The following is a 25,520-nucleotide window of genomic DNA, read 5'->3' on the forward strand; positions in this document are numbered from 1 at the left end:
AAAGAACTGATGTTCTCATTTCTCCGATTTTAGGTTATACTGGATGGTAAGCAAAAGGAGGCGGCCCATGGAACTATTCAAAGACAAATACACCCCAGCCCTGATTGAACGGACAGGCATGCTGCTCAAGCAGTTTGCCCCGGCATTGGACCAGCATCGCTTCCGCGATCTGGTATTCGCCGAAGGATGGGACGAATTGGAATTCAAGGGGCGCATTCGGCGCGTTGCCCTGTCCATGACCGAAGTGCTGCCGGGCGACTATGCCGAGGCGCTGCATGTGCTCGAACAGGCAGCCCCCCGTTTGCGCGGCGTGGAATGCCTGTTCGTGCCGGATTTCATCGAAGTCAACGGGCTTGCGCCCGAGCATTACGAACTGTCCATGGAATATCTTGCGACATTCACACCCTATTCCAGTTCGGAGTTCGCGGTGCGCCCGTTTATCGAGAAGTACCCCGAAGAAACGCTCAAACGCATGCTGGAATGGACGAGCAGTGCCGACGAGCACGTTCGCAGGCTCGCCAGCGAGGGCAGCCGGCCCCGCCTGCCTTGGGGCTCCAAATTGCGATCGCTCATCGCCGATCCGACACCTGCCTTGCCTATTCTAAACGCTCTGAAGCAGGACGAATCGTTATACGTTCGCAAAAGCGTCGCCAATCACCTGAACGACATTTCGAAGGACCATCCGGACCTTGTTCTCGCTTTGGCCGCCGACTGGCACGGGAAGCATCCGCATACGGATTGGATCGTCCGGCATGCCTGCCGTTCCCTGTTGAAGAAGGGTCATCCCCAAGCGCTGGCCCTCTTCGGTTACCATGAGCAGGAAGCCGTTCGCATCGAACAGCTGCAGCTTGCCAAGGACAGCATCTCTGTGGGGGATGAGCTTCATTTCTCCTTTCATGTATTGAATGATAGCGGACAGCCCCAGATGCTGCGCATCGAATATGAGATCGGTTATATGAAAGCAAACGGCAAACAGGCGCCCAAGCGCTTCAAATGTTCGGACAAAAGTTACTCGTCTGGAACAACCCGCGTGGCCACCAAACAATCGTTCAAGGTTATTACAACACGGGTCTACTATCCCGGCGAACATACCTTAACGATCCTCGTTAATGGACAGCCCGCTGCTTCGACCACGTTTACCTTGGGCGAATAATGTGGTACAGTAATCGTTCGTCCAAAAACGGCTCAACCGCGACAAATCCAGACGACAAAAAAGACATCTTCGTCTATGAAGATGTCTTTCTCGCGCCGGAGCAGGCAACACTCCGTTTTTTTATCAACACTGCATATCTTCGAGGAACGTTTCGACTTGTCCACATGGGGATATTCATTTGAACCAGCCGCGCTTCACAAACCAGGCCACCATGCTTCCGCCAAGCACAAACATCAGCAGCATGACGGCACCATACCCATATTTCCATTGCAGCTCAGGCATATAGGCAAAATTCATGCCATAAATCCCGGCAATCAGCGTCAATGGCATGAAAATGGTCGTAATGACCGTGAGTGTTTTCATGATGGCGTTCATCCGGTTGGAATTCAGCGATATGTAGCTGTCACGCAAGTCTGCCGTCATTTCCCGATCTGCCTCGATCATGTCGGTCAGCTTGAGCAAATGGTCATAGATATCGGTAAAATACGCGGTATGCTCACCCGTTCGCTGCACATGCTGGGAGTTGACCACCCGGTAGAGCAAGTCCCGCATGGGTACGATCGTTCGTCTGAGCTTCAGCAGGCGGCTGCGCAGGTCGAACACCTGGTTCATCAGTTCTTCCACCGATTCCTGTCCGCCCCGGTTTTCCAGTTCGGCCAGTTCGTCTTCGATGGCAAACAGGGACGGAAAATAATGATCCACCAGTTTGTCCATCACGGTATACGCCGCTGCAACCGGCCCCCGTGCCCATATGGTGCGTTCGTGGGCATGCTGCAAAATCCGCTGCCATGCTTCATCGACTTCCTTCAGCTCGCCATGGTGATAGGAGACCAGAAAATTGGAGCCCAAAAACAGATCCACTTCCTCGGCCTCGAGCGTCTGCGGATTCAGCGCATGCAATACCAAAAACTGCAGGTTATCGTAATAATCGAGCTTGGGTCTTTGCAGCACATGCAAGCAATCCTCGATCGCCAGCGGATGGAAATGAAAATAGGTATCCAGCAAAAGGCTCTCCTCTTCCGTCGGCTTGCTGAAATCGGCCCAGACCCAGGCGTAGTCTTCCAGTATAAGGTCTGTGAGGGGCTGATTAACGGAGACCTGGTGTTCCCGCGTAATGGCGAGTGTACGAATCATGCTGATCACGTCCTTATTCATAGGCTTGACGTTATTTTACAACGTGAACGGCCGCACGTCCCGTGCGAAACCAAAACAAAAAAAGCCAACCCTGTTGGCTTCTCTCATTTCTATCCACAGCGTCCTGTATCCACAGGATCTATTTGCTTTTGGTTTATCATTCCACGGATGGCTATCCACATATCCAGCCTGTCCACACGTTCATGCACAGGCGTTCGTTCTTTTTGATGAAAAATTGTCCACATATCCCGATATTCACACGGTTATGAACAGCCGCTCCGCGGCATGCGGAAATTTTTGTTCACAGCTTCTACCTTTAAAGGACGTCGAAAATGATCCAGTACAACAATCCTGCAAGGAGGCCCGAGATCGGGATGGTGATGAACCATGTCACGACAATGCGCCCGGCCACGCCCCATTTGACCGCAGAGAAACGCTTCGCGGAACCTACGCCAAGAATGGCCGACGTAATCGCATGCGTCGTACTTACCGGCAGGTGCAGCAAAGTTGCGGTGAAAATAACGGAAGCGGCAGACAAATCGGCAGCAAAACCGTTGATCGGCTCAATTTTGAAAATTTTCGTTCCCATCGTTTTGATGATTTTCCATCCGCCGATGGACGTACCCAAGGCCATGGCGGTAGCCGCAGAAATTTTGACCCAAAGCGGAACCTCCAGGTGATCCTGGACTTTGGCAGCCACGAGTGCAAATGTGATAATCCCCATCGCTTTCTGTGCATCGTTTGTACCATGGGTGAACGACTGCAATGCAGCCGTGAAAATCTGAACCGTACGGAAACCTTTGTTCACCGTATGCGGACTGCGTCTGGCAAAAATGTATTTAAGGATAATCATGACCACGTAACCGATCGCGAACGCGATCAGCGGCGAAAGAATCAAACCTCCGACAATATCGATAAAACCGCTCCATTTTACCTTGTCCGATCCCGCTCCCACCAATACCGCGCCGGCAAGCGCACCGATCAGTGCATGGGATGAAGAGGACGGAATGCCGAACCACCAGGTCACGAGGTTCCAGATGATCGCGGCGATCAAGGTGGCGATGACGACTTCGATCCCGTTGTCCAGCTTCGTGGGGTCGGTCACGCTTCCCCCGATCGTCTTCGCCACGCCGGTGAACATCATCGCCCCGACAAAGTTCATCACGGCCGCGAGAAGAATCGCGCGTCTTGGCGTGAGCGCCCGCGTGGACACCGACGTTGCAATGGCATTCGCCGTGTCGTGGAACCCGTTGATGAAGTCAAAAGCCAGCGCAAGGAAGACGACTATACCTAATACCAAAATCGTTGTTTCCATGTTCTATGGCTCCTTAAGAATTACGCATGATAATGGATTCCAGCATATTCGCTACGTCTTCGCAAGCATCCGTCGTCGTCTCAAGACGCTCGTAGATTTCCTTGCGTTTGATCAACTCGATCGGATCGGATACCGTGGCAAACAGGTGTTTAATGCACATGCGCAATACTTCGTCGCCTTGGTTCTCCAGGTCGTTGATGCGGATCGTATACTCGCGGATCGCCAGCAATTTTTTCTGGGACAGCAAATGAACGGCCTTTTGGATTTCATACGCAGATTGGCGCAAAATTTCCGCAAACTGCACGATGAATTCGTCCGGCTCGGTCAGTTGGTACATATAGAAACGGGAAGCCGTTGCTTCAAGCCCGTCCAATACGTCATCAAGGGTTGTTGTCAGTTCCATGATGTCATCACGCTCGATCGGCGTAATGAATGTTTTGTTGAGCTCCATAATGATGGTATGCACGTAGTCGTCACATTTGGACTCGTATTTCTTCATTTCATTGGTAAACAGAGTCACATCCTGAAGGTTGGAAACATGCTGGGAGAAGTAGTCAGCCGCTTGTACGACAGTATCCGCCATATTCTCCAATGTTTCGAAAAATATATCCTTCTTCTTAAACTTCATCGTTCTATCCCCTTTACGAGAAAATGCTGATAACCTTGAAACATGAAATGACAACCTTTGCTATCTTATCATATTTGTTTCACGGTTTGTACAAAACCTGCGATCCTTTTTTATATTCTTATCACACATTTCTGAAATGAATCTTAATAATATGGAAAGAGTGGAAAAATGATGTTCACATTTTACACTGCGTTTACACTTCTCCACCCAAAGTCATTATTTTACATTATTCGACATTATATTTTTCGACATTGCGATACGGTTTTTCATTGTTTCACTTGAACGTGTCCTGCAAAATCAGGCGAATTCGGAACGATGGAGATGAACGTTTTCCCCGGGATCAAATTGGCTTCTTTTCCATTATAAATAAAACGAATAATATCCCCTGACTTTCTGACCCACTGACCCCGAATCATTTTTCCTTTTTGGAACAACATCGCTTCACCGCCCTGATCCACGTCGACGGACAATCTGCCCACACTATCGAGCACTTTGTGATCGGCGCCCGCCACGATGATATTGGCAGCACCGAGCTGCTCGCCGTTATCCTGATCCACATCGGCCTTCCCGTTGACCAGTCTCATATATCGTCCGCTAACTTCATCATATTCATACGTCACGCGGTAACTATCGAGCAAATATTTCACGTCAAACGCCGCTGCTTCTTCGCCCGCAGCCGTAGAGCCTTCTTCATTGTAGAGGTAAACCGGAGATAGGCTGTCATGGTCATACCCTTTTTTCTGCAGGCCTTCCCTTAGCTTGTCCGATGAAGTGTACAGGTTGTGCGGGGCTTTGCGATCGGAAGAACGCCAGAAATAGGGGCCCCCGTTCGAAATTTCGTCCATATGCTGCTTTTGCTGCTTCTGCAAAATGGAATACGCCTCCGGACTTCCGCCTGCATGAATCAGCACTCCGTCATAACTCTCCCCCAGCTCGATCAGATACGGACGGATGCTGCGCACGGGTCCCACGGTTTCATCTGCGCCTTCGCTTTGAAAAATGGCGATATACCGCGTAATTCCGCCTTCTGCAAGCACTTCCATGATAATGTCGGCGGAGCTAAGCCCGGATTGGGGACGAGCGGCCGGCGCATTGTTGATCATAACGGCCAGCGGGCGGCGGGTAATCGCTTCTTCGCTGGGCAACCCCGTCAATGGTGCCTTGAACTTCGCCGCTGGCTCCTCTTCCGGCACCTGTTCTTCCTGAATGGGAGCAGGCACCGGCTCCGGCGTCGGCTGCGCAAGCTCCTTGTTTTGGCAGGCGGACAGACTCAAGGCGACAATGAGCAGCGACGCGGCTGTTCTGCTTTTATTCCATTTCCATAACTTCAATCGATGGTCCCTCCCGATGGTTTGAAATATGGCTTCCATTTCCGGGTGCTCCAATCTCGATGCGGATCGCCATTACCACGTATTTCTTTCCATTTAATCACAGACGGCCCGGTTTGTCTTCGCTTTAGGCGGGATTGTCTACCCTTGAATCTTTGAAATGAAACGCAGGAAACGAACAACAATGTGGATAAAATGTGAACTAAAACGTCCTTACTTAAAATTTGAATTAGATTGTGATTTTAATCACAAACAAAATGACGTTGGAACTATACAATAAAGACATCAAAGGTGATCACTTTAGAGAAACCAAAAAACAAAAAAATTCAATACATCCCATGAAGGAGTGGTTTATATGTTCAGCTTCAACGTATGGCTTAGAGAGAATAAAGTGGCAATGTGGATTTTGACGGTGCTTCGGGTTTACATCGGTTACGACTGGATGACCCACGGTTGGGAAAAATTGACCGGCGGATTCGCGGCAGGCGGGTTCCTGCAAGGCGCTTTGGAAAAAACAACGGGTGACCATCCCGCAGTGCAAGCTTGGTGGGGAACGTTCCTTGAGAAATTCGCGATTCCGAATGCAGGATTGTTCGACTTCCTGATCCCGCTCGGTGAATTCCTCGTCGGTGTCGGCCTCATCCTCGGATGCTTCACAACGCTGGCAGCGCTGATGGGAATGGTCATGAACTTCGCGTTCCTCTTCTCGGGCACCGTGAGCACGAACGCCCAATTGGTACTGATGGAAATCTTCCTGGTTGTCGCTGGCGCAAATGCTGGTAAAATCGGCCTGGATCGTTGGGTACTGCCTTACCTCCGCGGATTGTTCACTCGCAACAAAGGTCCAAAAGATACACCAACCATAAGCAGCGCACAAAAAACAGCGTAACTCATAAATAATACGGAAGTCCTGCTCCAATTCGGAGCGGGGCTTTTTTATGAATTCGAGCTTACTTTCGCCAAGGCCAGCTTTCTCCCGACGCAGATGGATTGACCCGTATGCATTTGCCCTCTGTAGAAAGACATATTATGATGAACATATACCAGACAAGCCAAAGGAGCAGCAAACATGGCCATTAACCGCCGTCTTGAGACGGATGCCGATTTTCAGGAAGCGATGGATCGCCAGCACCGAATTCGTGTTTTCAAAGACAATCATCAGATCGATTCCGGCGGCATTATCATTCGTTTTGACAGCAACACCATCGTCATTCAATCCAGCGTAAGCGATCTCGCCTATCACGCCCGTACCGACTGCGAATTTTTCGAGATTCGGAAGTCTTGATCCAACGCCAAAAAAGGTTCCTCCCTTCTTGATGAATGGGATCGGAACCTTTTTACAAGATCAATGTCATTTTGTTGGAGTCCATCCTACGCAACGCGGTCTGTTTCCACATATTCCCTGTCGTCTGCTCCAAGTTATGCGTCGTCGCCGAACTGCCAGCAGTTCAGACTAAGCGTTCCGTGGGAGTAGGCTTGAAACAGCCTTTTCGCCTTGCGCGTCATATCTGCCGTGCCCATGGCATAGAACAATGGCGCCAGATGCTCCGTTCCATAGGAAGGTACGGCCATGCGAGCATGCGGGGCTTTTTTGTCGTACTGAAACAGCTCCCTCGTATTCCATTGCTCGAGCCGCTGTCCCATCCAATCGTCAAATTCCACCGCCCAATCCTGCGGTTCTTTGCTGTCGCCAAGCAGACGCAGGTTATGCACCATTCCCCCGCTGCCTACGATCAACACGTCATCATGCCTCAGCTGCTCCAGCATCCGACCAATATCATACTGCTCCTGCGGGGAACGCAAGGAATCGACGGATACGGCCACAACCGGAATGTTAGCCTTCGGGTACATATGCAAAAGCGGAACCCATACGCCATGATCAAGCCCACGCCCGGTGATCGGAAGATGCTGCAAGTTGCTTCGTGCAAACAGCGCACAAATCTCATTGGCCAGGCTTGGCATGCCAAGGGCTGGATAATCGAGATCATACATATCTGCTGGAAATCCGTAAAAGTCATGCAAAGTCCGATGCGTTTCGTCCATGGTCACGGACGGTTCGGGACAATCCCAATGGGCCGTGAATGCCACGATAGCCTTCGGAGCCGGCAGCCTCTCTCCAAGCTGGTTCAGGAAACGAGTGTAGTCGTTGCTTTCCACCGCCAGGGCGGGGGAAGCATGTGCAATGAATAATGCGGGTAATGTCATTGCTGCCAACCTCCAGACACGGATAGAATGGTTACTCTTCTATTTTACCGCGAAGAAGGCGCTTTTCCAAGCTTACATCCCCTGGAGCCGCCAAGCCGAGCCCGTGATACACTCCATTCACCTTGTTGATGCATTCAGGACCTGTTTCATCTCTGCAATCAGATCATCCAGTGCTGCCAATCCTGTTCGATCTTCTGGCGTTCGCCAAGCCACTCCCTGGTACGGTTAATCAACTGCTCCCGCTCTTTGCCGGACGAGAACGTATGGTCTCCCTGGAAAATGATCTCCTTGTCGCAGCGTCCTTCCTGACGCATCCAAAATACCTTTTGATACAGAAACGCATAATCCACCGGGATAACGTCGTCGGACGTGCCGTGAACGACCAGAACATCCCCGTTGAATTTGACCGCTTCCTGAAACGGCTGATGCTCGGCGAGCGATTCGAAGAAACGCGGCGTGAATTTGTATCCCAAATAGTCCGCATGACCATGCTTCACTCCATCATCGTACACGTCGCGTCCGGTGATTTTCACAATATCGTTGAAAGGATACCCGACGGAAGACCACATTACGAGATTTTTGACCCGTTTATCGCGAATGGCCGTCAACAGCGCAACCGCGCCGCCCAAGCTATGTCCGATCAAGGTGATGCGGCTAGGGTCAACGTCACTGCAGTTTACCGCATAATCCAGCACGGAGCGCGTCTGGGCAATCATCGATTCAAGGCCTTCCGCGCCGTATTCGCCGCTGCTCTCCCCACACCCGATGTAGTCAAAGCGCAGAACCAGATACCCGTCTTCGGCCAGTTCGCGCCCGGTCTTGACGAACAGGCGGTCCACGCCGATCCGGCTGCCCACGAACCCATGGCAGATCACCGCGAGCGGTACGCGTTTCTGCTGCGCGTTAACCTCCTTGATGTCCTGAACGACCGGATAATGAATGGTGGCCGTAAGCTCCTCCTGCCCATGACGTATGCTGATCTGACGCTCCATATCGCTTGCCCCTTTCCACAAATTCCAATTTCATAATATATAAATCCGATGAGTTTAATGTGAATTAAAGAAGTTAACTGTATATTATCATTGTACACTGCACAAAGTCAACGAAAGCATCGCTTGTTTTGTTGGTTTTGTATTCGTCTTTTATCGGCAATGGCCTGCAGGAATTGAATATTCTCGATCCGGGATCACTTTATGGCCATAGCAAAAAAGCCAGCTTGTCAGCTGGCCCTACCCGATCCGAAGTCTTACCGGTTACTCGTAACTCCGACGGAACATCTCATGCGTTTCCACCCGTCCCTGCCAATCATCTGCCGCATCATCCAGACTGCTCCAAATGCTTTCTTGATGGATGCCATCTTCCGTTAATTCGCCAGCCAGTTCGACATCCTCCGCCTCTTGTCCCATAGGAATCACTTCATCCTTGACGCCTCGGGAATTGCTGTTCAGCAGCAGCCGGCGGGTCAATTCGCTATGATTCTGATTCATCCTGTCGCACGCTCCCATCCCTGAATTCTGTTGGAAATTGCTTATATTGTGCAGGAAGCGGCCGTTCTTTATTCACGTTTCACCATATTGATACAATACGTTCCATGTACAGGTATATCTCTGCCAGTATTTCGGGAATTCTATACATCAACGGAAAGCGACAACGAAGCCGGTTTTTCGAACCCGGTGATTTCGGGCGAAAGGATTTGAATCATGGAACATCTCATCGAATGGATCCGCAGCCACGGCAAACTGACACTTCTTTGCACCTGTGTCGTACTGGCCTTCATCGGCCTGTGGGTGAATCACAAACAGCTTTTCTATAAGGAATGACTTTGCGAAATGAGAGCCCTTCCCGTATACTAAAATATCGTCAGGGTTGCCTAACCCGGATACCGTAGCGTGTTTAGACAGGAGGAGCAATCATTGAGGATTTCTTATAAGAAGCTTAAAGAATTACAGAATCGGCAAATTACCGAACTAAGCCAAATGACTCCCGAAAATGCAAAATTGTACAACCAGATCAGCGACATTGCGCGCCAAATCCCTGTTGACGAGAAAACGCAGGAAGAATGGATTCTCGAAGAAGGCAAAGCGATCGTGCAAGCCCAGAAGAACGGCGAGTCCGCTCGCGCGCGATATGCCGAAGATCTGGAAAAAGATATATTTGCGCGCCTTGGTGCAGAAGACAGCACCGCGGAAGAAATGACGACAGCTCCCGTAACTCGGTACGGAAACATGAAGAACTCTCTGAGCCAAACGTGGACGCCCGAACCCGAGCATGAAGAGGAAAACGATGGAGAACAAGACGATGCCGAACCTCCTGCTCGAACGAAACGTACGCTCAAATGGTATATCATGATCGCATGGGCGGCCATTTCGGTCGTACTGCTGATGCAGGGCGCAGCAGGGCTGTTCATGGGCTGGACCGACGGAGATACGGGACCCTTCAGCCACATCAGCCTGTTCACGCTGATCGTCGCGGCTGTAGGCGGCATCGCTCTCGTGGAAACGCTGCGCCGGCTGGCGGAGCGACCGGATGACGAAGGCGCTGACCTGACGACCCGTCCGCAAGTCAATCTTCGCGGCATCGCGATCTATATCGCCATCGTGCTCGTTGTTTTGTTCGTGGGATACCCGCTGCGTGACAGCTTTCCGGTCTTTTGGCTCCCGCCATGGGTCAGCTTGCTGATCGGCTTGGCGGGACTGTTTACCTTGAGACCGATCTTCGGGAACAAGAAGCTATAGTGTTTGTAAGAAGGCTGCCGGGAACTCGGCAGCCTTTTCTGATCCCGCAGGAGGCGCGGATGTCCGCCCGTTTGTTTGCGATGCCACCTAGGTGGTCATATTCTTTCTCGCAGGCCGTATTCATTCTCTTGCGTGGGTGTGGGATCTTCCCGGCGTCTCCCCGAATTCCCGCTTGAACATGCGGATAAAATAGTTCACTTCCATGCCGATCGTCTCGGCGGCCTGCTTCACGCTGGCATGCGGATGCTCGTTCAGCCAATCCGCCGCCTTGCGCAAACGCAGGCGCTGCATGTACTGGTGTCCCGTTATACCATGCTTTTGATGGAAAATCCGGTTAAGATGCTGCACCGAATAGCCGACGGCCTCCGCAACATGTTTCAGGAGCAAATCATCCCTGTAATGCATATGCATCAAGTCGACCGCCCGGTCAAAGGCCTCCTGCCTTGGGTCAGACTGGCCGAGATGCTGGAGTCCTGCTTGGATTGCCGGTTTGGCAACCCGTCCCGTTCTCTTGGCTGCATTCTCTGGCTCCCCATCGATCCAACGCGACAAATCCAGAATGAGCTGGTACAGCATGGCCGAAACTTCCCAACACGCATCCGGTCCCAAACCTTGATTCAAGGAGTGCCATAGCGCCGTCATTCTTGACCAGAATTGCTCGAAATCATGCAGCGTTCGGGGCCCCGATTGCAACAAACCTGCGGCCCGCAGGATGGAAGCTGCCGCATCGCCCCCGATGCCGATGTACCCCAGCTCCCAATCGGTTTTGAAACGCGGGCAATACTCATAACCCTTGTCAGGGGCCAACACGAACAATTGTCCGGCGGTTACCTTCCACGTCCCCTCACCGGAAACGTTAAGCTGCCCTTCTCCGCTCCGCGACAAAAACAGTTGGTACACCGGGAAGCCATCCGCTCTGATCAGCGCTCTCTCTTCATGGGTACCTACGCAATACAGATATAAAGGCAGCCGGGCATCCGGCAGCCTACTCAAGCGAAATGCAAGCATTTCATCCTTCCTTTCGGGCCACGCTCTTTTCCCTTTATTATCTCCCGGCGGGGTACCGCCCGCAAGCGTTACAGGAACTGTTTTGGGCATGGCCCTTTTACACCGAAAAGCCCCTATCCAATGGATAAGGGCTTATTGTACCTATTTCAAATTGACGGGGGGTTAAGGCGTCCCGGATTCCGGCGCTGCGGTTACAGGCGGAGTTATAGCGGGAGCCGGAGAATCGCTGTTCCCGCTTCCTGCTGGATTGGCAGGGGCGGAAGGAAACTGCACCGAATTGGAAGGACTCGATATGGAGCTCACTGTAGCTGCTTGCCCGTTGGCGACACTCACGACATATACGGAGTAGGATTTTCCTGCCTCAATCGGTCTGCCTTCCGAATCCTTCATGCTGCTTGTTATGTTAAAAGCAGGGTTTTCGCTATTCGTTTGCACTGCTCCGGCGATGTTGGTATTGCCCAGATTCAACGTATCGCCTTGTCTGACGAGGTAAACGTCGTACCTTGAAATCCCCGTTTGATTCGTTGCTCTGTTGAAGCTTACATCGATAGAAGTCGTCGCATTATTCACGGTAGCTGAAACGCCCGAGACCTTATCCGCAACCACCGGCTCTGCCGCTTTGGCAAGAATCGTAAACTCCTGGGAAGGAGCCGACAGGACAGAAGTGCGAGCAGGACTATCCGCAACGGACATGACGAAAATGTTGTACTTGGTTCCAGGAACCAATGTGCCTCCATTAATATCCACATGGCCGCTATTCAGTTGAATGGCTGACCCCGCACTCGACTTGGCAATATCCACATAGCTGCCGATTCTTTCCGCAGAGGCCACATTGAACGAACTCACCTGGCCTGCGGGAACGATAAACGCCTTATATCCCGAAATTCCCGATTCATCAGCAGGTTTGCTGAAGTTGAATGTGACATCGGAGGCATTACCGGCCTGCCCTGTATTTTTAACGGTCACATTCACATTGGTTGCTTGGGAAACGGCCTTAACCGACGTCAGCGTCAGCGCAGTTGACCCTGAGGACAGGGCATTGGCAATCGATGTATTGGTATTGACCGCGAGCACAAACACACGGTAACTCACATCGTTTCTGATCGCCTGACCATCTGTATCCCTGGCTGTGCCGGACAACTTCAAAGTCGGGTTATTCCCGGTTTTGCTCACATACGTATAATTGGCACTATTGATGGCATTCGCCGTCGACAGGTTGAAACTGCCGGCTCTATCCGCCTTCACCACGAAAACGCGATAATGATTCACATTTGTTTCATCTACGGAACGGGTAAAGGAAACCTGCAAGTCACTGCCGTTACCGCTATCGCCCACATCGGAAGCCACCACGTTAGTCGGTGCTGCTATAGCTGAGTTTTGCGATAATGTAATGCTTGCCGATGACGAGGAAAGCGCGTTTTGGCTCGTATTGCCGCTCGTGCTCACCGACATGACGAATACGCGGTAGCTTACTCCATTAGTCAGGGTATAGCCATTTGTATCTACTGCGTAATACGGCAGCGTCAATGATTGATTGCCGCCCGTTTTGTTCACTTGGATATAGTTATTGGACGCATTCGCTGCACTCAGATTAAAGCTGCCGGTATTTCCATTACGTACAACATAGATCCGATAGGAAGCGATATTGTCTTCACTAGAAGGCCGATTGAACGATACCCGTAAATCGCGGCCGTCCCCGTAATCGCTCACGTCTGCTGCCGCCACGTTGGTTACCGCAGGGGCATTGGCATTCGTGGCCAGCCTCAACACCGACGACGAGGAAGACAACGCGTTGGTATAATTGTTCTGTTGGTTGCCTACCGCCATGACGTAAATGCGATAATCCTGCAAATTCGTTACGCTGTACCCGCTGGTATCCCTCATGTTGGAAGGCAGCGAGACGGTGATGTTGCCGCCCGTTTTGTTCACTTGATAATACAGGCTGGATGACAAATTGCTCGCCGTGGTCAAATTAAAGCTGCCGGCTACGGAGTTGCGCACCACGAAAATACGGTAGCTTCCAACTTTGGATTCGTCGGATACCCGGTTAAAGCTCACTCGAATGTCGCGGCCGTCGCCATAATCCGAATTGTCCGAAACCTGCGTAATGACCGGTGCAGCCGCCGTATTCGCGCCCAGTGTCAGGGACGATGAAACGGTGGATAATTTGCTTTCCGCCGATGCGGTGTTCGCGCTTACCGACATGATGTACACCACATAGGACGTGCCGTTTTTGATCAATTCCCCGGATGTATCCCGCGACGTGGAAGACAGCTTGCTTGTCACCGATGTCGTGTTGTTCTTATAAATGATCGTAGAGTTGGAACTCGAAACCTTGTTTGCTGCTGCCAGATTAAACGAAGACGCATCCTTCGCTTTAACGACAAAAGCGCGGTAATACGTAATATTGGACGTGTTGGACGGCTGATTGAAACTGATCTCCAGATCGCGTCCGTCACCATAGTCACTTACATCGGCAATTTTGAGGCTGTTCACCGCTTGAACTTCCGTCTTCACGCTGGACAGTTTCAACGCCTGCGAGGACCAGGCAAGAGCGTTTTTATAGTTATTGCCGCTGCCGCCCACCGTAAGCACGTACAGACGATAGGTTTCTGTCGTCGAGAGCAGATCGCCGTTGACGTCACGGGTCTGCGCATTCAGCGTCAGCTTCGGATTGGTGCCGTTCGGAACGACCCGCGTGTAATTGCCGGAAGGCACCGCCGTGGCAGCCGATTCGTTAAAACTGTTGACGTCGCGCGTTTTAACCAGCATGACGCGGTATTCGGATACCCCGTTCTCGGAAGCAGGACGCGTAAAACTTACGGTCACATCGCGACCATCCCCATTGTTTCCGGATACGGTACCATAAATGTTCCAGGCAGCATACGAAGTGTTATCCACTGGTGGCGGTGTTGTCGTCGTTTTGATATCCACGCGCTGCATACGGGAATTCCAGTACACTTTTTCTCCAAATGCCTCGCTTACGAAGCGGATCGGCACCATCGTATTGCCTTTGATCGTGCTCGCAGGCACGTCAAGATAGGTCAGCTCCCCGTTGATGTAAGCCGTCTTGGAACCAAGCTTCAGGATGACCTCCTGATCGCCGCGGGTCGCCTTGATCGTTTTGGTTTTGTTGGTATACTGCACATTGGCATCCAGCCCTTCGAAGATGGACCGGAGCGGTACGAGCACCCGTCCTGCCTTCATGACCGGCGGCTGCGGCGCCTTTAGCGCGGAATCGTTGATGTAAATGCTGATCGGTGCTGCGGCATCAATGGCCGGCGCTGGCAATGCGGACATCAGCATGGCCGAAACGGCCAGTGCGGACATCACCTTTTTGACTTGGTTTCCTCCTGCTTTCTTCATACCTGTATCCCCATTCTCCCGTTAATTGAAAGGTGTATCGTTGTTTTCGTCGGAAAATTCCTATTTATTCCTGTACAATTCATAGACGTTCGAATCCCTCCAAAAGTTTCCGATCCCGCCCAAAAAATATTTTGGCAGAAACACGCTTCCATCATCTACCGTTCAAAGGTTAAAATAACAAGACATTTTGTTACCATTCCGAGACCAACCTATTTCAAATATTGGGTAAGGTTATAGTAATCATCTTGAAAATAACAGGAGGATCCGTTCCATGCCTTCATTCTTCTCTACTCTATCTGACAAAGGCCGTGCAACGCGTACACTCATCGCCGTGACAGCCGCTGTTCTGATGCTGCAGCCCGGTTTCGCTTCCGTGGCGGGGATCGCCGCTGCCGCAACGTCCAATGAGACGGACAAGACCCATGCAAGCCAATCCGCATCCATATACAATACCTACCAATCCATGCTTCAAAAAAAGAACGGCCTGCCCGCCGCTGACTACTATCTCGCCTCCAATATCAAACGGGTAACGTCCCACCACGCCTCGCTCATGGTGCTCCAACTGGAGAACGCGCGGCTGAAGGCGCTGTCGCCCATGACAGACCGCATGCTGGTTCCCAACGTTCAAGCCAAGCTGCTGCAAGCTTACCGAACAGGGGACAGTTTCACCAAGCTCATGAGCCGGATCGACGATGCTGCCGCGTATAATCTGCTGCAGGAAGCACGGGATAACGGGTACAAGCTGATCATGCTGGAAGGCGCGCTGTACCCGATCATGAACTACTCGGCGTTCCAAAAATACAACCAATACGTCAAACCGGATATCGCCAATTACATCAACATCATGGCTGCCGAGACACGCAAAATTCCGGCAGAAGACGGCGATTTGCTCATCGGATACCAGGAGATGCTGTTGCGTGCACTCAGTCAGGAGCATTTCCTGAAACTATATCCGGATTCCAAACGGTCTGCCCAAGTGCAAAGCCTGTTTGACAGCTACACCCAATATACATTCTATGGATTGATCAACACGCCTTTATTCGACTATGAAACCAACAAAATGACCGCAAATGCTCAAAAAGGTTACAAGGCTGTCATCGAACGCCTCGCCTCCGTAGAAAGTCCGTTTCTTGAACAACTCGCCGATTTCCTGGATGTCGCCGCTGCTTCCAACTTCGAAAAGACACCGGCGGTGGAACGTTGGCTGGAAAAACATGTACCGGCTTCGGAGTGATGATCCCTGTCAGTTCAAAAAAACATCGCCCGGCGCATTATGGCGCATGGCGATGTTTTTTTGTTTGTACCCGTAAACGAATTCGATTGTTTATTCGATCGGCTTGACCATGTGGTTATACTCATGACCCGAAATGATTAAGACGTCGTCTTTGACGTACCCCTGCCGTTCATACAGCATTCTGGCCCGGTCATTGTCTCGTTCCACGATTAACGCTGTCCGCGAATGCCCGAGCGCCCTGGCCTGCTCTTCGAAAGCAGCCATGAGCGCCTTTCCGATGCCTTGCCCTTGATAGGCCTGGTCCACGGATAACGTGTCGAGGTAGTATTCACCGGGCCGGGTTTCTTTCCCAAGCCGATACTTCTCGTCTTTGCTGCGGCCCGGGCGGTTCAGAATCGGCTGATCGAGCCGGTCCGCATCTCCGCCGTCATAGGCAACGAGAATGCCCGCAACATGGCCTTCGCGTTCCATCACGGTTACGTTGCGATAGCTGATTCGTGTGTCCTCCTGCTCGTAAAGCTCCCGCAAAATGTGCATGGCCTGCTCGTGATCCCCTTCGCCCGCCAAGGCGTACGCAATATCATCGATCGCTTGCACCAAAAGCGGAATCACCTGTGCAGCGTCTTCCTTGACCGCAGCCCGCAGTACCCCGTCAGTCAACCTGTTCGGATCGTAATGGTTCATCAGATTAACATGTTGAACAGGTTCAGATTTTTGTTCAGTTCGGTATAAGCGATGCCTTTGCGGTTCATCCGTTCGATCAGCGGCTGATAGTCCTCTTTACGCAGCAATTCGATGCCTACGAGCGCAGGTCCGTTTTCTTTGTCATGTTTCTTCGTATATTCGAAACGGGTAATGTCGTCATCGGGTCCCAGAACGTCCACGAGGAATTCGCGCAAAGCTCCGGCCCGCTGCGGGAAGTTAACCATGAAGTAATATTTGAGCCCTTCATAGATCAGGGAGCGCTCCTTGATCTCCTGCATGCGGTCGATGTCATTGTTGCCCCCGCTAATGACGCAAACGACGGTTTTGCCCGCGATTTGTTCGCGGTACTGGTCCAAAGCCGCCACGGTGAGCGAACCGGCCGGTTCGACTACAATCGCATTTTCGTTATACAGCTCCAGAATGGTCGTGCAGGCTTTGCCTTCCGGCACTTTCACGATGTCATCCAGCGTGTCACAGCAGATATCGAAGGTGAGGTCGCCCACCCGTTTAACGGCAGCACCATCCACGAATTTGTCGATATCGTCCAACGTGACGACCTGCTTCCGGAACATCGCTTCGCTCATGGAGGCAGCACCCAGCGGCTCAACGCCGATGACGCGTGTTTCCGGACTGACCGTCTTCACATATGTGCCCACGCCTGCGGCAAGACCGCCGCCGCCGATCGTGACGAATACATAATCGGCTTTCTCCTCAAGGCTTTCCATGATTTCCATCGCTACCGTACCGTTGCCCGCAATGATTTTGGGTTGGTCGAACGGGTGGATGAATGTCATGCCCTGCTCGTCGCAGGCACGCATTGCTTCTTCATATGCATCATCATACGTGTCGCCGGTCAGCACCACTTCCACATTGCTGCCGCCAAAACGTCGAACTTGCTTCACCTTCTGGTTCGGAGTCGTGCTTGGCATGAATATTTTCCCGAAAATGCCCAGCGCATTACACGAGAAGGCAACACCCTGCGCATGGTTGCCCGCGCTTGCGCACACGATGCCTCTTTCCAGTTCTTCCGGAGACAAGCTGCGAATCATGTTGTACGCACCGCGGATCTTGAAGGAACGCACCACTTGCTGATCTTCTCTTTTGAGATACACATTGCAGTTATATTTGGCCGACAATACAGCGTCCCGCTGCAGCGGCGTTCTCACAATCACTTCGCGAAGCACATGATGCGCGCGCACGATGTCTTCCATGCCGACTTGGGCACGGGCGTAGCTTGGCGTTCCCGCTGCTTCCTGTTCCAATGGTTTCATCTCTTATCCACACTCCGCTTATATTGGCTTGCAGCTGCAAGCATTGTTTGTATTTACGTATTATTGTATCACTTTTGGCTCATTCTGCGCCAAGACCCGCAACATTTCCCATGCGCAGAATTTCGTCCACGATTAACTGAGGTTCCGTATATATCACCATATGCCCCGACTCCGCTGCTTCGATCCACCTTGCATTCGGCAGTTTGCTCACGGTCCGATGATGAGCCTCCACAATCGCCGGCCTGATCTTGCGCTCGCCTTTTCCTGCCCTCGTTCCCGAAATGATGCTGACCTCCGCATTCCCCAGACGGGGAGGAGCAACCTGAAGCGAAGACAAATCGTCCAGAAACGCTTTCGCTTCTGCTGCCGCCGTTCGTGCAGCCTGCACCGTAAAATCCTCAAAAAGGTGGTCCTGTTTCACGTCTTCGGGCAGGACCTCGCCAAGGACACTGCCCATTCGCCGAAGCAAACCGATGCGCGCCATGAAAGGCAGCAGCAGGCCGTTCAATGCAAAACTGATTTTGGTCAACCTGGAAAAGTACAGCCCGCAATGCTCATCCGAAGGGTCGACCAGCACCAGTCCTTTGATACGTGACAAATCCGTCGCTGCCGCTGTACGCACAACCGGCCCACCCCAACTATGTCCAACCAGAATATACGGTCCGGGCCCAAGAGCCGACAATAGCTCTCCCAAGTCATCTGCCAGCCGGCGAAGAATGCGATCCTCGGAATCCGCGTCACTTCGGCCCAAGCCAGACCGGTCGTATACCACTGTCCGGCAATGCTCGGCGACCAATGGCGCCACCAATCCCCAATTCGATCGCGAGGCTCCCATGCCCGATTCGAATACAACCGTCAGGTCCCCGCTCCCTTTGCTCATATAATGAAGCTTGCGCCCATCCTTTGTCGTAATAAACGAACTTGTTCCCAACGAATGCAGCTTTGGATTATGACCCATGGCTCTCCTCCCACCCATTCGACGTTTCACTGCTCGCCGCCTCTAATTGAAAATCATTATCATTTGATCCATTATAAAATATTCCCTAATCAACGACAAGGCGCGCTGCCAAATGGACGGTAAAAAAACAGCCTGATCCGTGCGGATCAGGCTGTTTCGATATTTACAGTATTCGCAGTTTTCCTCCATTCAGATCAAGAGGAAGCTTGGGCCTTAAACCAATCGGCAGCGGCAGCAGCTTCAGTTCGCGTCAACTGATGCCCTTGGCGCTCCCAATGGATCTCAACATCAGCTCCCGCTCCGCTCAGCAGCGAAGCGAGTTCTTCCGTCTCCGATCTGGACACGATCGGGTCGTTCTCGCCCGCGCCGATGAATACCGGCAGGCCGTTCAGGTCAGGCAGCTCCAGGCCGCGCAGCGGCACCATCGGATGATGCAGAATGGCTCCCTTAAATACGCCCGCCTGATGGAACATCAGGCTCGCGGCAATGTTCGCCCCATTGGAATATCCGAGTGCGTATACGTTGGCGCGGTCAAAGCCGTACTCCTCGGCAGCCGCATCGAGGAAACTACCCAGCTCGGCGGTCCGTGCGATCAGGTCCGGCTCGTCGAATACGCCTTCCGCCAACCGGCGGAAGAAACGCGGCATGCCGTTCTCGGAGACGTTGCCGCGCACCCCGAGGATGGCTGCACCCGGCGCGATAAGACTTGCGAGGCCGATGAGATCATTTTCGTTACCTCCAGTGCCATGCAGCAAAAGAAGCGTTGGCGCATCGGGACGGGAACCTGCTTTATAGATATGTTTCATCGTAGTTGTACTCATGATTGGGAATCTCCTTTCCATTCGCGGACTTCAATCGGCGGCAGCAGCTGTTCGATCTGCTCGCGGTGCGGTTCATACCATTCAGGCAGCATCAGTTTCGTCCCCATGCTTTCCTGGGGCTCATCCCGTGCAAATCCTGGAGGATCGGTAGCCAGCTCGAACAGGATGCCTCCCGGTTCTTGGAAATAGACGGCATTGAAGTATTGGCGGTCAATGATTGGCGTTGGATTATATCCGGCTTGATCAAGCTGTTTCTGCACCTGTTCATGCTCAGTGTAATCTTTGGCGCGCCATGCGATGTGATGCACCGTACCCGCGCCGCCGACGCCCCGCTGGATGCCGGTGGACTGGACGTCGATGATCTGTCCGATATCCCCGCTCGCCCGCAGACGAATGATGCCGTCCTCTTCGCCGATTGGTTCCAGACCGAGCATTTTTTCCAGCACTTGAATCGTTTTGTCTGGTACAGATGTATACAATACCGCGCCGCCAAATCCTTTGATCGCATATTCCGGCGTTACGCCATTGAACGACCATTTGCTTGGTGCGCCCTCTTCGCGTTCCACCAACTCAAGCAGCAAACCACCTTTGTCGAAGAAACGAATATACTGCTCGCCGAACCGGGTTTTGCGTTCGAACGGAATATCGAAGGAAGCGAGGCGTTTTTCCCAGAATGGCAGACCACCCACAGGGATCGTATAAACGGTCACGCCAGTTTGGCCGGAGCCGATGATGCCTCTCATCGCATTAGGATGAGGGAAAAACGTAATGATCGTGCCTGGTGCCCCATTCTCGTTTCCGTAATACAGATGGTACACGTCCGGCGCGTCAAAGTTAATCGTTTTTTTCACCAGTCTGAGTCCGAGTACACCTGCGTAAAAATCAACATTTTTCTGAGCATCGTTCACGAATGCCGTAATGTGGTGAATGCCTGCCGTTCTGAACATAATCTCCACTCCCTTGGTTTGGTTTAATATGGATCGGTTATCTTAGCTTGAACCAAATGGCTTGTTGTTATTTATCTTTAATTTAAGATTCTTTAAATTCATATTAATTCATATTCCTTCAGAATGCAAGCATTTATTTTAAAATTAAGATTTATCCGCAAAAAAAGCCCTCGCCTTATGCGAGAGCCTGATTTTATTGGCGCAACTTTACGTCAACTTAAGCTTTTTCGGAGGCTGCACGAGATCCTTGTGTTCGTATTCGTCCCGAATATCGCCGACGATTTCCTCCAAAATATCCTCCATCGTCACGAGACCGACGGTATCCCCTTCTGCATTATGCACTGTGGCGATGTGCACGCGGCTCTGCTGCATCTGAATCAGGACATCCCTGATCAGAGCCTGTTCGGAGAAACCGGGCATGTCATGCACATATGCATCAATCTCGAAAGCTCGCCCTGCGGCGACGCTGGTCAACATCTCTTTCGTATTGATAAACCCGACAAAACGGTTCGAATCGCCGGGCGCGGTCACCGGATAACGCGTATATTCATGCCGATTCAAAATTTCAAGCATGCGTTCCAGCGGCATCTCTTTATCCACCGTAACGATTTTTTCCTTGCGAATCATGATCTCCTGCAGCAGCCGCTCATCAAAAGCGAAGATGTTTTTCAGGTAACCAAGCTCGGTCTGATTGATTTCTCCGCTCTCATAACTCTGTGCCATGATCATCTTCAACTCCTCTTCGGAGTGAACCGTATCGTGCCCGGCCGGCTTGATGCGAAATAGGCCAAGCAGAAAACGTGCTGATCCGTTCAAGGCATGGATGAAAGGTTTCATGATGTTGCCGAACCAGTAAAGCGGACCGGCAAACATCAGCGTCATTTTCTCCGCGAACTGGATGGCCATCGTCTTCGGTGCAAGTTCGCCGATCACGACGTGCAGGAACGTGATTACCGCCAAAGCAATACCATAGGAAAGCACGGTCGCCAATGCCTCAGGCACGGCCAGCCGCTCGAACAGCGGATGCAGCATTTTCTCAACGGTGGGTTCACCGAGCGCGCCCAGAACAAAAGCTGTTATCGTAATTCCCAATTGACACGCGGACAAATAATAATCCAGTTGATGGGCTACCTTTTTCGCCACGACGGCCCGTTTGTTTCCTTCCGCAATCAATTGGTCAATCCGGGACATCCGCACTTTCAGAATCGCAAATTCGGCCCCTACGAAAAACGCCGTCAATCCAATGAATACCGCGACCAAAAATAAGTTTAACGCTATTATTCCGTCCAATGATTTCCCTCCGTCAGAGGGATTCACCTCCAAAGTTTTACCATCGTATTTTTAATGTGAACATGTGATTATTCCGAAAAAGATCAGGCTTGCTGCTCGGCTTCAACGTTCGCCACACGTTCCAGCATCAGTTGTTTGATCTGGAAGTTGTCGGCTTCGACCACGGTCCAGACATATTCGCCTTGTACCACGATGTCGCCGTTCTCCACCTGCACACCCTTTTGAAACTGAATCCAGCCTGCGACGGTATCCAATTCTTCATTGCCTTCGAACTGAAGGCCGAATTGCCTCTCCAGCTCATCCAAAAGCACACGTCCATTGATCAGATACTTTTGATCCCCGGTTTCCTGAATGTCCGCGACCTCGTCGGCATCGAATTCATCCCGGATTTCGCCAACAAGCTCTTCCAGGATGTCCTCCATCGTGATAATCCCGGACGTACCTCCATATTCGTCAACAACAACGGCCATATGAACCCGCTCTTGCTGCATTTTGATCATGGCGTCCTGGATGCTGGTGAGTTCGGATACAAATGGGATTTCGCGCAGAAAATCAACAAGCTGATGTTCCCTGCTGGCAACCATGTCAGGCAAAATCTTTTTCACGTTGACCACGCCGATGATCCGGTCCTTGTCGCCGTCTTCGGTGACGGGGTAACGGGAATAATTATATTCATCCAATAAAGGAATAATATCATCATAATTCATTCTCTGATCCAGCGTGACGAGCTCGGTTCTCGGTACCATAATGTCCTTGGCGACACGCTCGTCGAACACAAATACATTTTCCAGATAGGCCAGCTTGGTCTGGCTGGTTTCGTCCCCTTCGTAGCTTTGGTTCATGATGATCTTGATTTCATCTTCGGAGTAAGCCTGTTCATGCCCTGCCGGCTTGACGCCGAACATACGAAGGATTACGCGGGAAGCGCCGTTGAGCGCCCAGATGAACGGATACATCACTTTCCCGAACCAATACAGCGGCGGCGAAAGCAACAAGGTCAGCTTTTCGGCAAACTGAATGGCCAGCGTCTTCGGTGCCATCTCCCCGACAACAACGTGCAAGAAGGTTACGAGTATAAAAGCAATGGCATAGGAAGCTGCCGATGAGAACGACGCCGGAATGCTCAGCCAATCAAACACCGGGTACAACAATCTCTCCACCGCGGGTTTACCCAAAGCGCCAAGACCGAGTGCCGTGACCGTGATTCCCAATTGACACGCCGAGAGATAATAATCCAGATCCGAAACGACTTTACGGGCCAACACGGCCTTTTTGTTCCCCTCAGCCACAAGCTGATCCACGCGTGACGGCCGAATTTTAACCACAGCGAATTCGGATGCTACGAAAAATGCAGTTGCTGCAATCAAAAAAATGAGTAATGCCAAATTAATGACGGTAATTATGTCCAATGACTTCCCCGGTAGACAGGGATTCACCTCCAGATATAGTTACAGCGCTAACCGTTAACTTCATGAAGTTAACAAAGAACAGGCTGTATTATTCAAAAAATATTTCACCATGGGTTCTACAAGCTATATGAAATCGAAAAGTCATAGGGGCCAACCTAGATCAGCCATCTCGACAGTATGCAGTATCGCCTACCCAATGGATATCCACCTCCTCGCCAAAACATATTCATTATTTCAGAGTAGTATAGCATGTTCATCACCAAACCATCCAGTTGCACGTCATGGTTTGGGCCAATGTTCCATCGATCCGTTCACTATTTTGTTCACAATTCCTCAGCTATATGTAGATATTTTCTTATATATATGACCTATGGTTCTAGAACTTAAAAGGCTCAATCACTCGCCAAACATCTTTAACTTATCTATACGATGCAGAAAGCCCAAAAGATGCAAAACGTTTTTGACACGTTTTGTCTTCTGGGCTTTCTTTCACATTTCGCTCACTATACCAGCGCTTTGGCCGCAATGTCGGAACGCTGATGTTTGCCTTCGAAACGGATGCGATCCGCCTCGGTGTATGCTTTGTTCCGGGCTTCTGCGATGTCCGCACCCAAGCCGACGACGCCAAGAATGCGCCCGCCGTTCGTCAGCCACTCGCCGTTCTCGCCGCGAGCCGTGCCTGCATGGAATACGACGGCATCCTGTACTTGATCCAGACCTTCGATCACGATGCCTTTCGGGTAAGGGCCAGGATAACCGCCGGATGCCAGCACGACGCACACAGCGGCCTCGTCGCTCCACTCAATCTCGATATCCGCCAGCTTGCCGTGCACGGTAGCCCAGAAAATGTCCAGCAGATCGCTCTTCAGGCGAGGCAATACCACTTGCGTTTCCGGATCGCCGAAGCGGGCATTGAACTCGATCGTCTTCGGTCTGCCGTCCGGCGTAATCATCAGTCCCGCGAACAACACCCCGCGAAACGGGCGTCCTTCGGCCACCATTGCCTTGGCCGTCGGTTTGATGATCGTTTCCACCGCTTCTTCGATGATCGAGGAAGCGATATGCGGCAGTGGCGAATACGTTCCCATGCCGCCCGTGTTCGGTCCCTCGTCATTGTCGAATACCGGCTTATGATCCTGGGCCGCCGCCATCGGACGAACGGTTTCCCCGTCGACAAACGCCAGAATCGACATTTCTTGGCCTGCCAAAAATTCCTCGATGATGACCTTGGCTCCGGCTTCGCCGAACACCTTGTCCACCATGATACTGCGCAGCGCCTGGTTCGCTTCCTCGCGGGACTGGGCAACCGTCACGCCTTTTCCTGCAGCCAGCCCGTCCGCCTTAATGACGATCGGGACAGGCTGCTGATCAAGATACGCCTGCGCCTGCTCGTAATTGTCGAATTTCTCGTACGCCGCCGTCGGAATGCTGTATTTGTGCAGCAGATCCTTCATAAACGTTTTGCTTCCTTCGATCTCTGCCGCATTGCGGCGCGGGCCGAATACGGGAATGCCTGTCGAATCAAACGCATCCACGATGCCGTCAGCCAGCGGATCATCCGGTCCGATGACCACCAGGCCCACTTGAAGTTCCACGGCGAGCGCCGTTAACTTGTCGAATTCATGCACCGCGATCGGGTGGCATTCGGCGAGCTCGGCAATGCCGGCATTTCCCGGCGCGCAGTGAATTTTGCCTGCTTTAGGACTTTTAGCCAAAGCCCACACGATGGCATGTTCGCGGCCTCCGCCGCCTACGACCAATATATCCATTCGTTGTTCCCCTCCATGAAAATAACAGGATCAATTCAAATTATATAAGTTGAACCGATGATTTTTACACGGAGTCACTACGTGGTCAGAACCATCTTCCGATCACTGTTATCCCCAGATTTTTTTGATCCCCTTTTTTCAAAGGGAAAATCCGGTGAAGCTTATGCTTCCGATGCAGCTTTCTTACAGAAAGCTTTTAAGCGACCGCTTCGCTTCTCCAGATTCTTTCTGCCCTCTCCGTTAT

General features: G+C 51.7%; 22 protein-coding genes. 5 read left to right on the plus strand and 17 right to left on the minus strand.

Annotation, left to right across the window (positions count from 1 at the left end):
• Positions 1-67 precede the first annotated feature (67 nt).
• Positions 68-1,153 carry a DNA alkylation repair protein gene (locus tag RSX24_RS26025; protein WP_343262202.1) on the plus strand — a complete coding sequence of 362 codons (1,086 nt, stop codon included), beginning with the start codon at positions 68-70 and terminating at the stop codon, positions 1,151-1,153.
• A gap of 174 nt (positions 1,154-1,327) precedes the next feature.
• Here the strand turns inward: RSX24_RS26025 and corA are convergent, their stop codons facing one another.
• The 4 genes from corA to RSX24_RS26045 form a co-directional block, all read right to left on the minus strand.
• A complete protein-coding gene (gene corA, locus RSX24_RS26030) occupies positions 1,328-2,287 on the minus strand; it encodes a magnesium/cobalt transporter CorA (RefSeq protein WP_236420635.1) in 960 nt (319 codons plus the stop codon).
• Between the two features lie 316 nt (positions 2,288-2,603).
• The gene (locus tag RSX24_RS26035) at positions 2,604-3,602 is read right to left on the minus strand and encodes an inorganic phosphate transporter (RefSeq protein ID WP_236420634.1); all 999 of its coding nucleotides are present in this window, start codon (positions 3,600-3,602) and stop codon (positions 2,604-2,606) included.
• 13 nt (positions 3,603-3,615) lie between these two features.
• Complete coding sequence (locus RSX24_RS26040) at positions 3,616-4,230, minus strand: DUF47 domain-containing protein (RefSeq protein WP_339276077.1); 615 nt, start codon at positions 4,228-4,230, stop codon at positions 3,616-3,618.
• Positions 4,231-4,496: 266 nt separating this feature from the next.
• Complete coding sequence (locus RSX24_RS26045; protein ID WP_343262203.1) at positions 4,497-5,561, minus strand: DUF3048 domain-containing protein; 1,065 nt, start codon at positions 5,559-5,561, stop codon at positions 4,497-4,499.
• Positions 5,562-5,913: 352 nt separating this feature from the next.
• Here RSX24_RS26045 and RSX24_RS26050 point away from each other — a divergent pair, with 352 nt between their 5' ends.
• Positions 5,914-6,447 carry a DoxX family protein gene (locus RSX24_RS26050; RefSeq protein ID WP_236420631.1) on the plus strand — a complete coding sequence of 178 codons (534 nt, stop codon included), beginning with the start codon at positions 5,914-5,916 and terminating at the stop codon, positions 6,445-6,447.
• A gap of 180 nt (positions 6,448-6,627) precedes the next feature.
• Positions 6,628-6,843, plus strand: a complete 216-nt coding sequence (locus tag RSX24_RS26055; RefSeq protein WP_236420630.1) for a hypothetical protein — start codon at positions 6,628-6,630, stop codon at positions 6,841-6,843.
• Positions 6,844-6,977: 134 nt separating this feature from the next.
• Here the strand turns inward: RSX24_RS26055 and RSX24_RS26060 are convergent, their stop codons facing one another.
• From RSX24_RS26060 to RSX24_RS26070, 3 genes are all read right to left on the minus strand, one after another.
• Positions 6,978-7,763 (minus strand): DODA-type extradiol aromatic ring-opening family dioxygenase, encoded by a 786-nt coding sequence (locus RSX24_RS26060; RefSeq protein WP_343262204.1) that lies wholly within the window; start codon positions 7,761-7,763, stop codon positions 6,978-6,980.
• A gap of 158 nt (positions 7,764-7,921) precedes the next feature.
• The gene (locus RSX24_RS26065; RefSeq protein ID WP_236420628.1) at positions 7,922-8,755 is read right to left on the minus strand and encodes an alpha/beta hydrolase; all 834 of its coding nucleotides are present in this window, start codon (positions 8,753-8,755) and stop codon (positions 7,922-7,924) included.
• Positions 8,756-9,016: 261 nt separating this feature from the next.
• Complete coding sequence (locus RSX24_RS26070; protein ID WP_236420627.1) at positions 9,017-9,250, minus strand: hypothetical protein; 234 nt, start codon at positions 9,248-9,250, stop codon at positions 9,017-9,019.
• A 426-nt stretch (positions 9,251-9,676) separates the two neighbouring features.
• Between RSX24_RS26070 and RSX24_RS26075 the strand changes: the two genes are divergently transcribed.
• On the plus strand, positions 9,677-10,498 hold the full coding sequence (locus tag RSX24_RS26075; RefSeq protein ID WP_343262205.1) for a DUF1129 domain-containing protein: 822 nt from the start codon (positions 9,677-9,679) through the stop codon (positions 10,496-10,498).
• A 120-nt stretch (positions 10,499-10,618) separates the two neighbouring features.
• Here RSX24_RS26075 and RSX24_RS26080 read toward each other — a convergent pair whose 3' ends face one another.
• Together RSX24_RS26080 and RSX24_RS26085 are read right to left on the minus strand one after the other, a co-directional pair.
• On the minus strand, positions 10,619-11,596 hold the full coding sequence (locus RSX24_RS26080; protein WP_343262206.1) for an AraC family transcriptional regulator: 978 nt from the start codon (positions 11,594-11,596) through the stop codon (positions 10,619-10,621).
• Between the two features lie 72 nt (positions 11,597-11,668).
• Entirely contained in the window at positions 11,669-14,872 is a 3,204-nt protein-coding gene (locus tag RSX24_RS26085; RefSeq protein ID WP_343262207.1) for a stalk domain-containing protein, read from the minus strand.
• 271 nt (positions 14,873-15,143) lie between these two features.
• Here RSX24_RS26085 and RSX24_RS26090 point away from each other — a divergent pair, with 271 nt between their 5' ends.
• Positions 15,144-16,106, plus strand: coding sequence for a hypothetical protein (locus RSX24_RS26090; RefSeq protein ID WP_343262208.1), 963 nt, complete (start codon positions 15,144-15,146; stop codon positions 16,104-16,106).
• A gap of 90 nt (positions 16,107-16,196) precedes the next feature.
• Here RSX24_RS26090 and RSX24_RS26095 read toward each other — a convergent pair whose 3' ends face one another.
• From RSX24_RS26095 to purD, 8 genes are all read right to left on the minus strand, one after another.
• Positions 16,197-16,790 (minus strand): GNAT family N-acetyltransferase, encoded by a 594-nt coding sequence (locus RSX24_RS26095; RefSeq protein WP_343262209.1) that lies wholly within the window; start codon positions 16,788-16,790, stop codon positions 16,197-16,199.
• A complete protein-coding gene (gene ilvA, locus RSX24_RS26100; RefSeq protein WP_339276065.1) occupies positions 16,790-18,082 on the minus strand; it encodes a threonine ammonia-lyase IlvA in 1,293 nt (430 codons plus the stop codon). The genes RSX24_RS26095 and ilvA overlap by 1 nt, the downstream gene beginning before the upstream one ends.
• 79 nt (positions 18,083-18,161) lie before the next feature.
• Positions 18,162-19,040: an alpha/beta fold hydrolase gene (locus RSX24_RS26105; RefSeq protein WP_343262210.1), complete on the minus strand. Its 879-nt coding sequence runs from the start codon at positions 19,038-19,040 to the stop codon at positions 18,162-18,164.
• A gap of 194 nt (positions 19,041-19,234) precedes the next feature.
• The gene (locus RSX24_RS26110) at positions 19,235-19,846 is read right to left on the minus strand and encodes an alpha/beta hydrolase (protein ID WP_343262224.1); all 612 of its coding nucleotides are present in this window, start codon (positions 19,844-19,846) and stop codon (positions 19,235-19,237) included.
• Positions 19,847-19,857: 11 nt separating this feature from the next.
• Positions 19,858-20,811, minus strand: a complete 954-nt coding sequence (locus RSX24_RS26115; protein ID WP_236420718.1) for a ring-cleaving dioxygenase — start codon at positions 20,809-20,811, stop codon at positions 19,858-19,860.
• A 204-nt stretch (positions 20,812-21,015) separates the two neighbouring features.
• Entirely contained in the window at positions 21,016-22,098 is a 1,083-nt protein-coding gene (locus RSX24_RS26120) for a hemolysin family protein (protein WP_343262211.1), read from the minus strand.
• 83 nt (positions 22,099-22,181) lie between these two features.
• Positions 22,182-23,507, minus strand: a complete 1,326-nt coding sequence (locus tag RSX24_RS26125; protein ID WP_236420611.1) for a hemolysin family protein — start codon at positions 23,505-23,507, stop codon at positions 22,182-22,184.
• Positions 23,508-24,010: 503 nt separating this feature from the next.
• On the minus strand, positions 24,011-25,276 hold the full coding sequence (gene purD / locus RSX24_RS26130; protein WP_343262212.1) for a phosphoribosylamine--glycine ligase: 1,266 nt from the start codon (positions 25,274-25,276) through the stop codon (positions 24,011-24,013).
• Positions 25,277-25,520 lie beyond the last annotated feature (244 nt).

The organism is Paenibacillus hubeiensis (assembly GCF_032334105.1).
Taxonomy (GTDB): Bacteria; Bacillota; Bacilli; order Paenibacillales; family Paenibacillaceae; genus Paenibacillus; species Paenibacillus hubeiensis.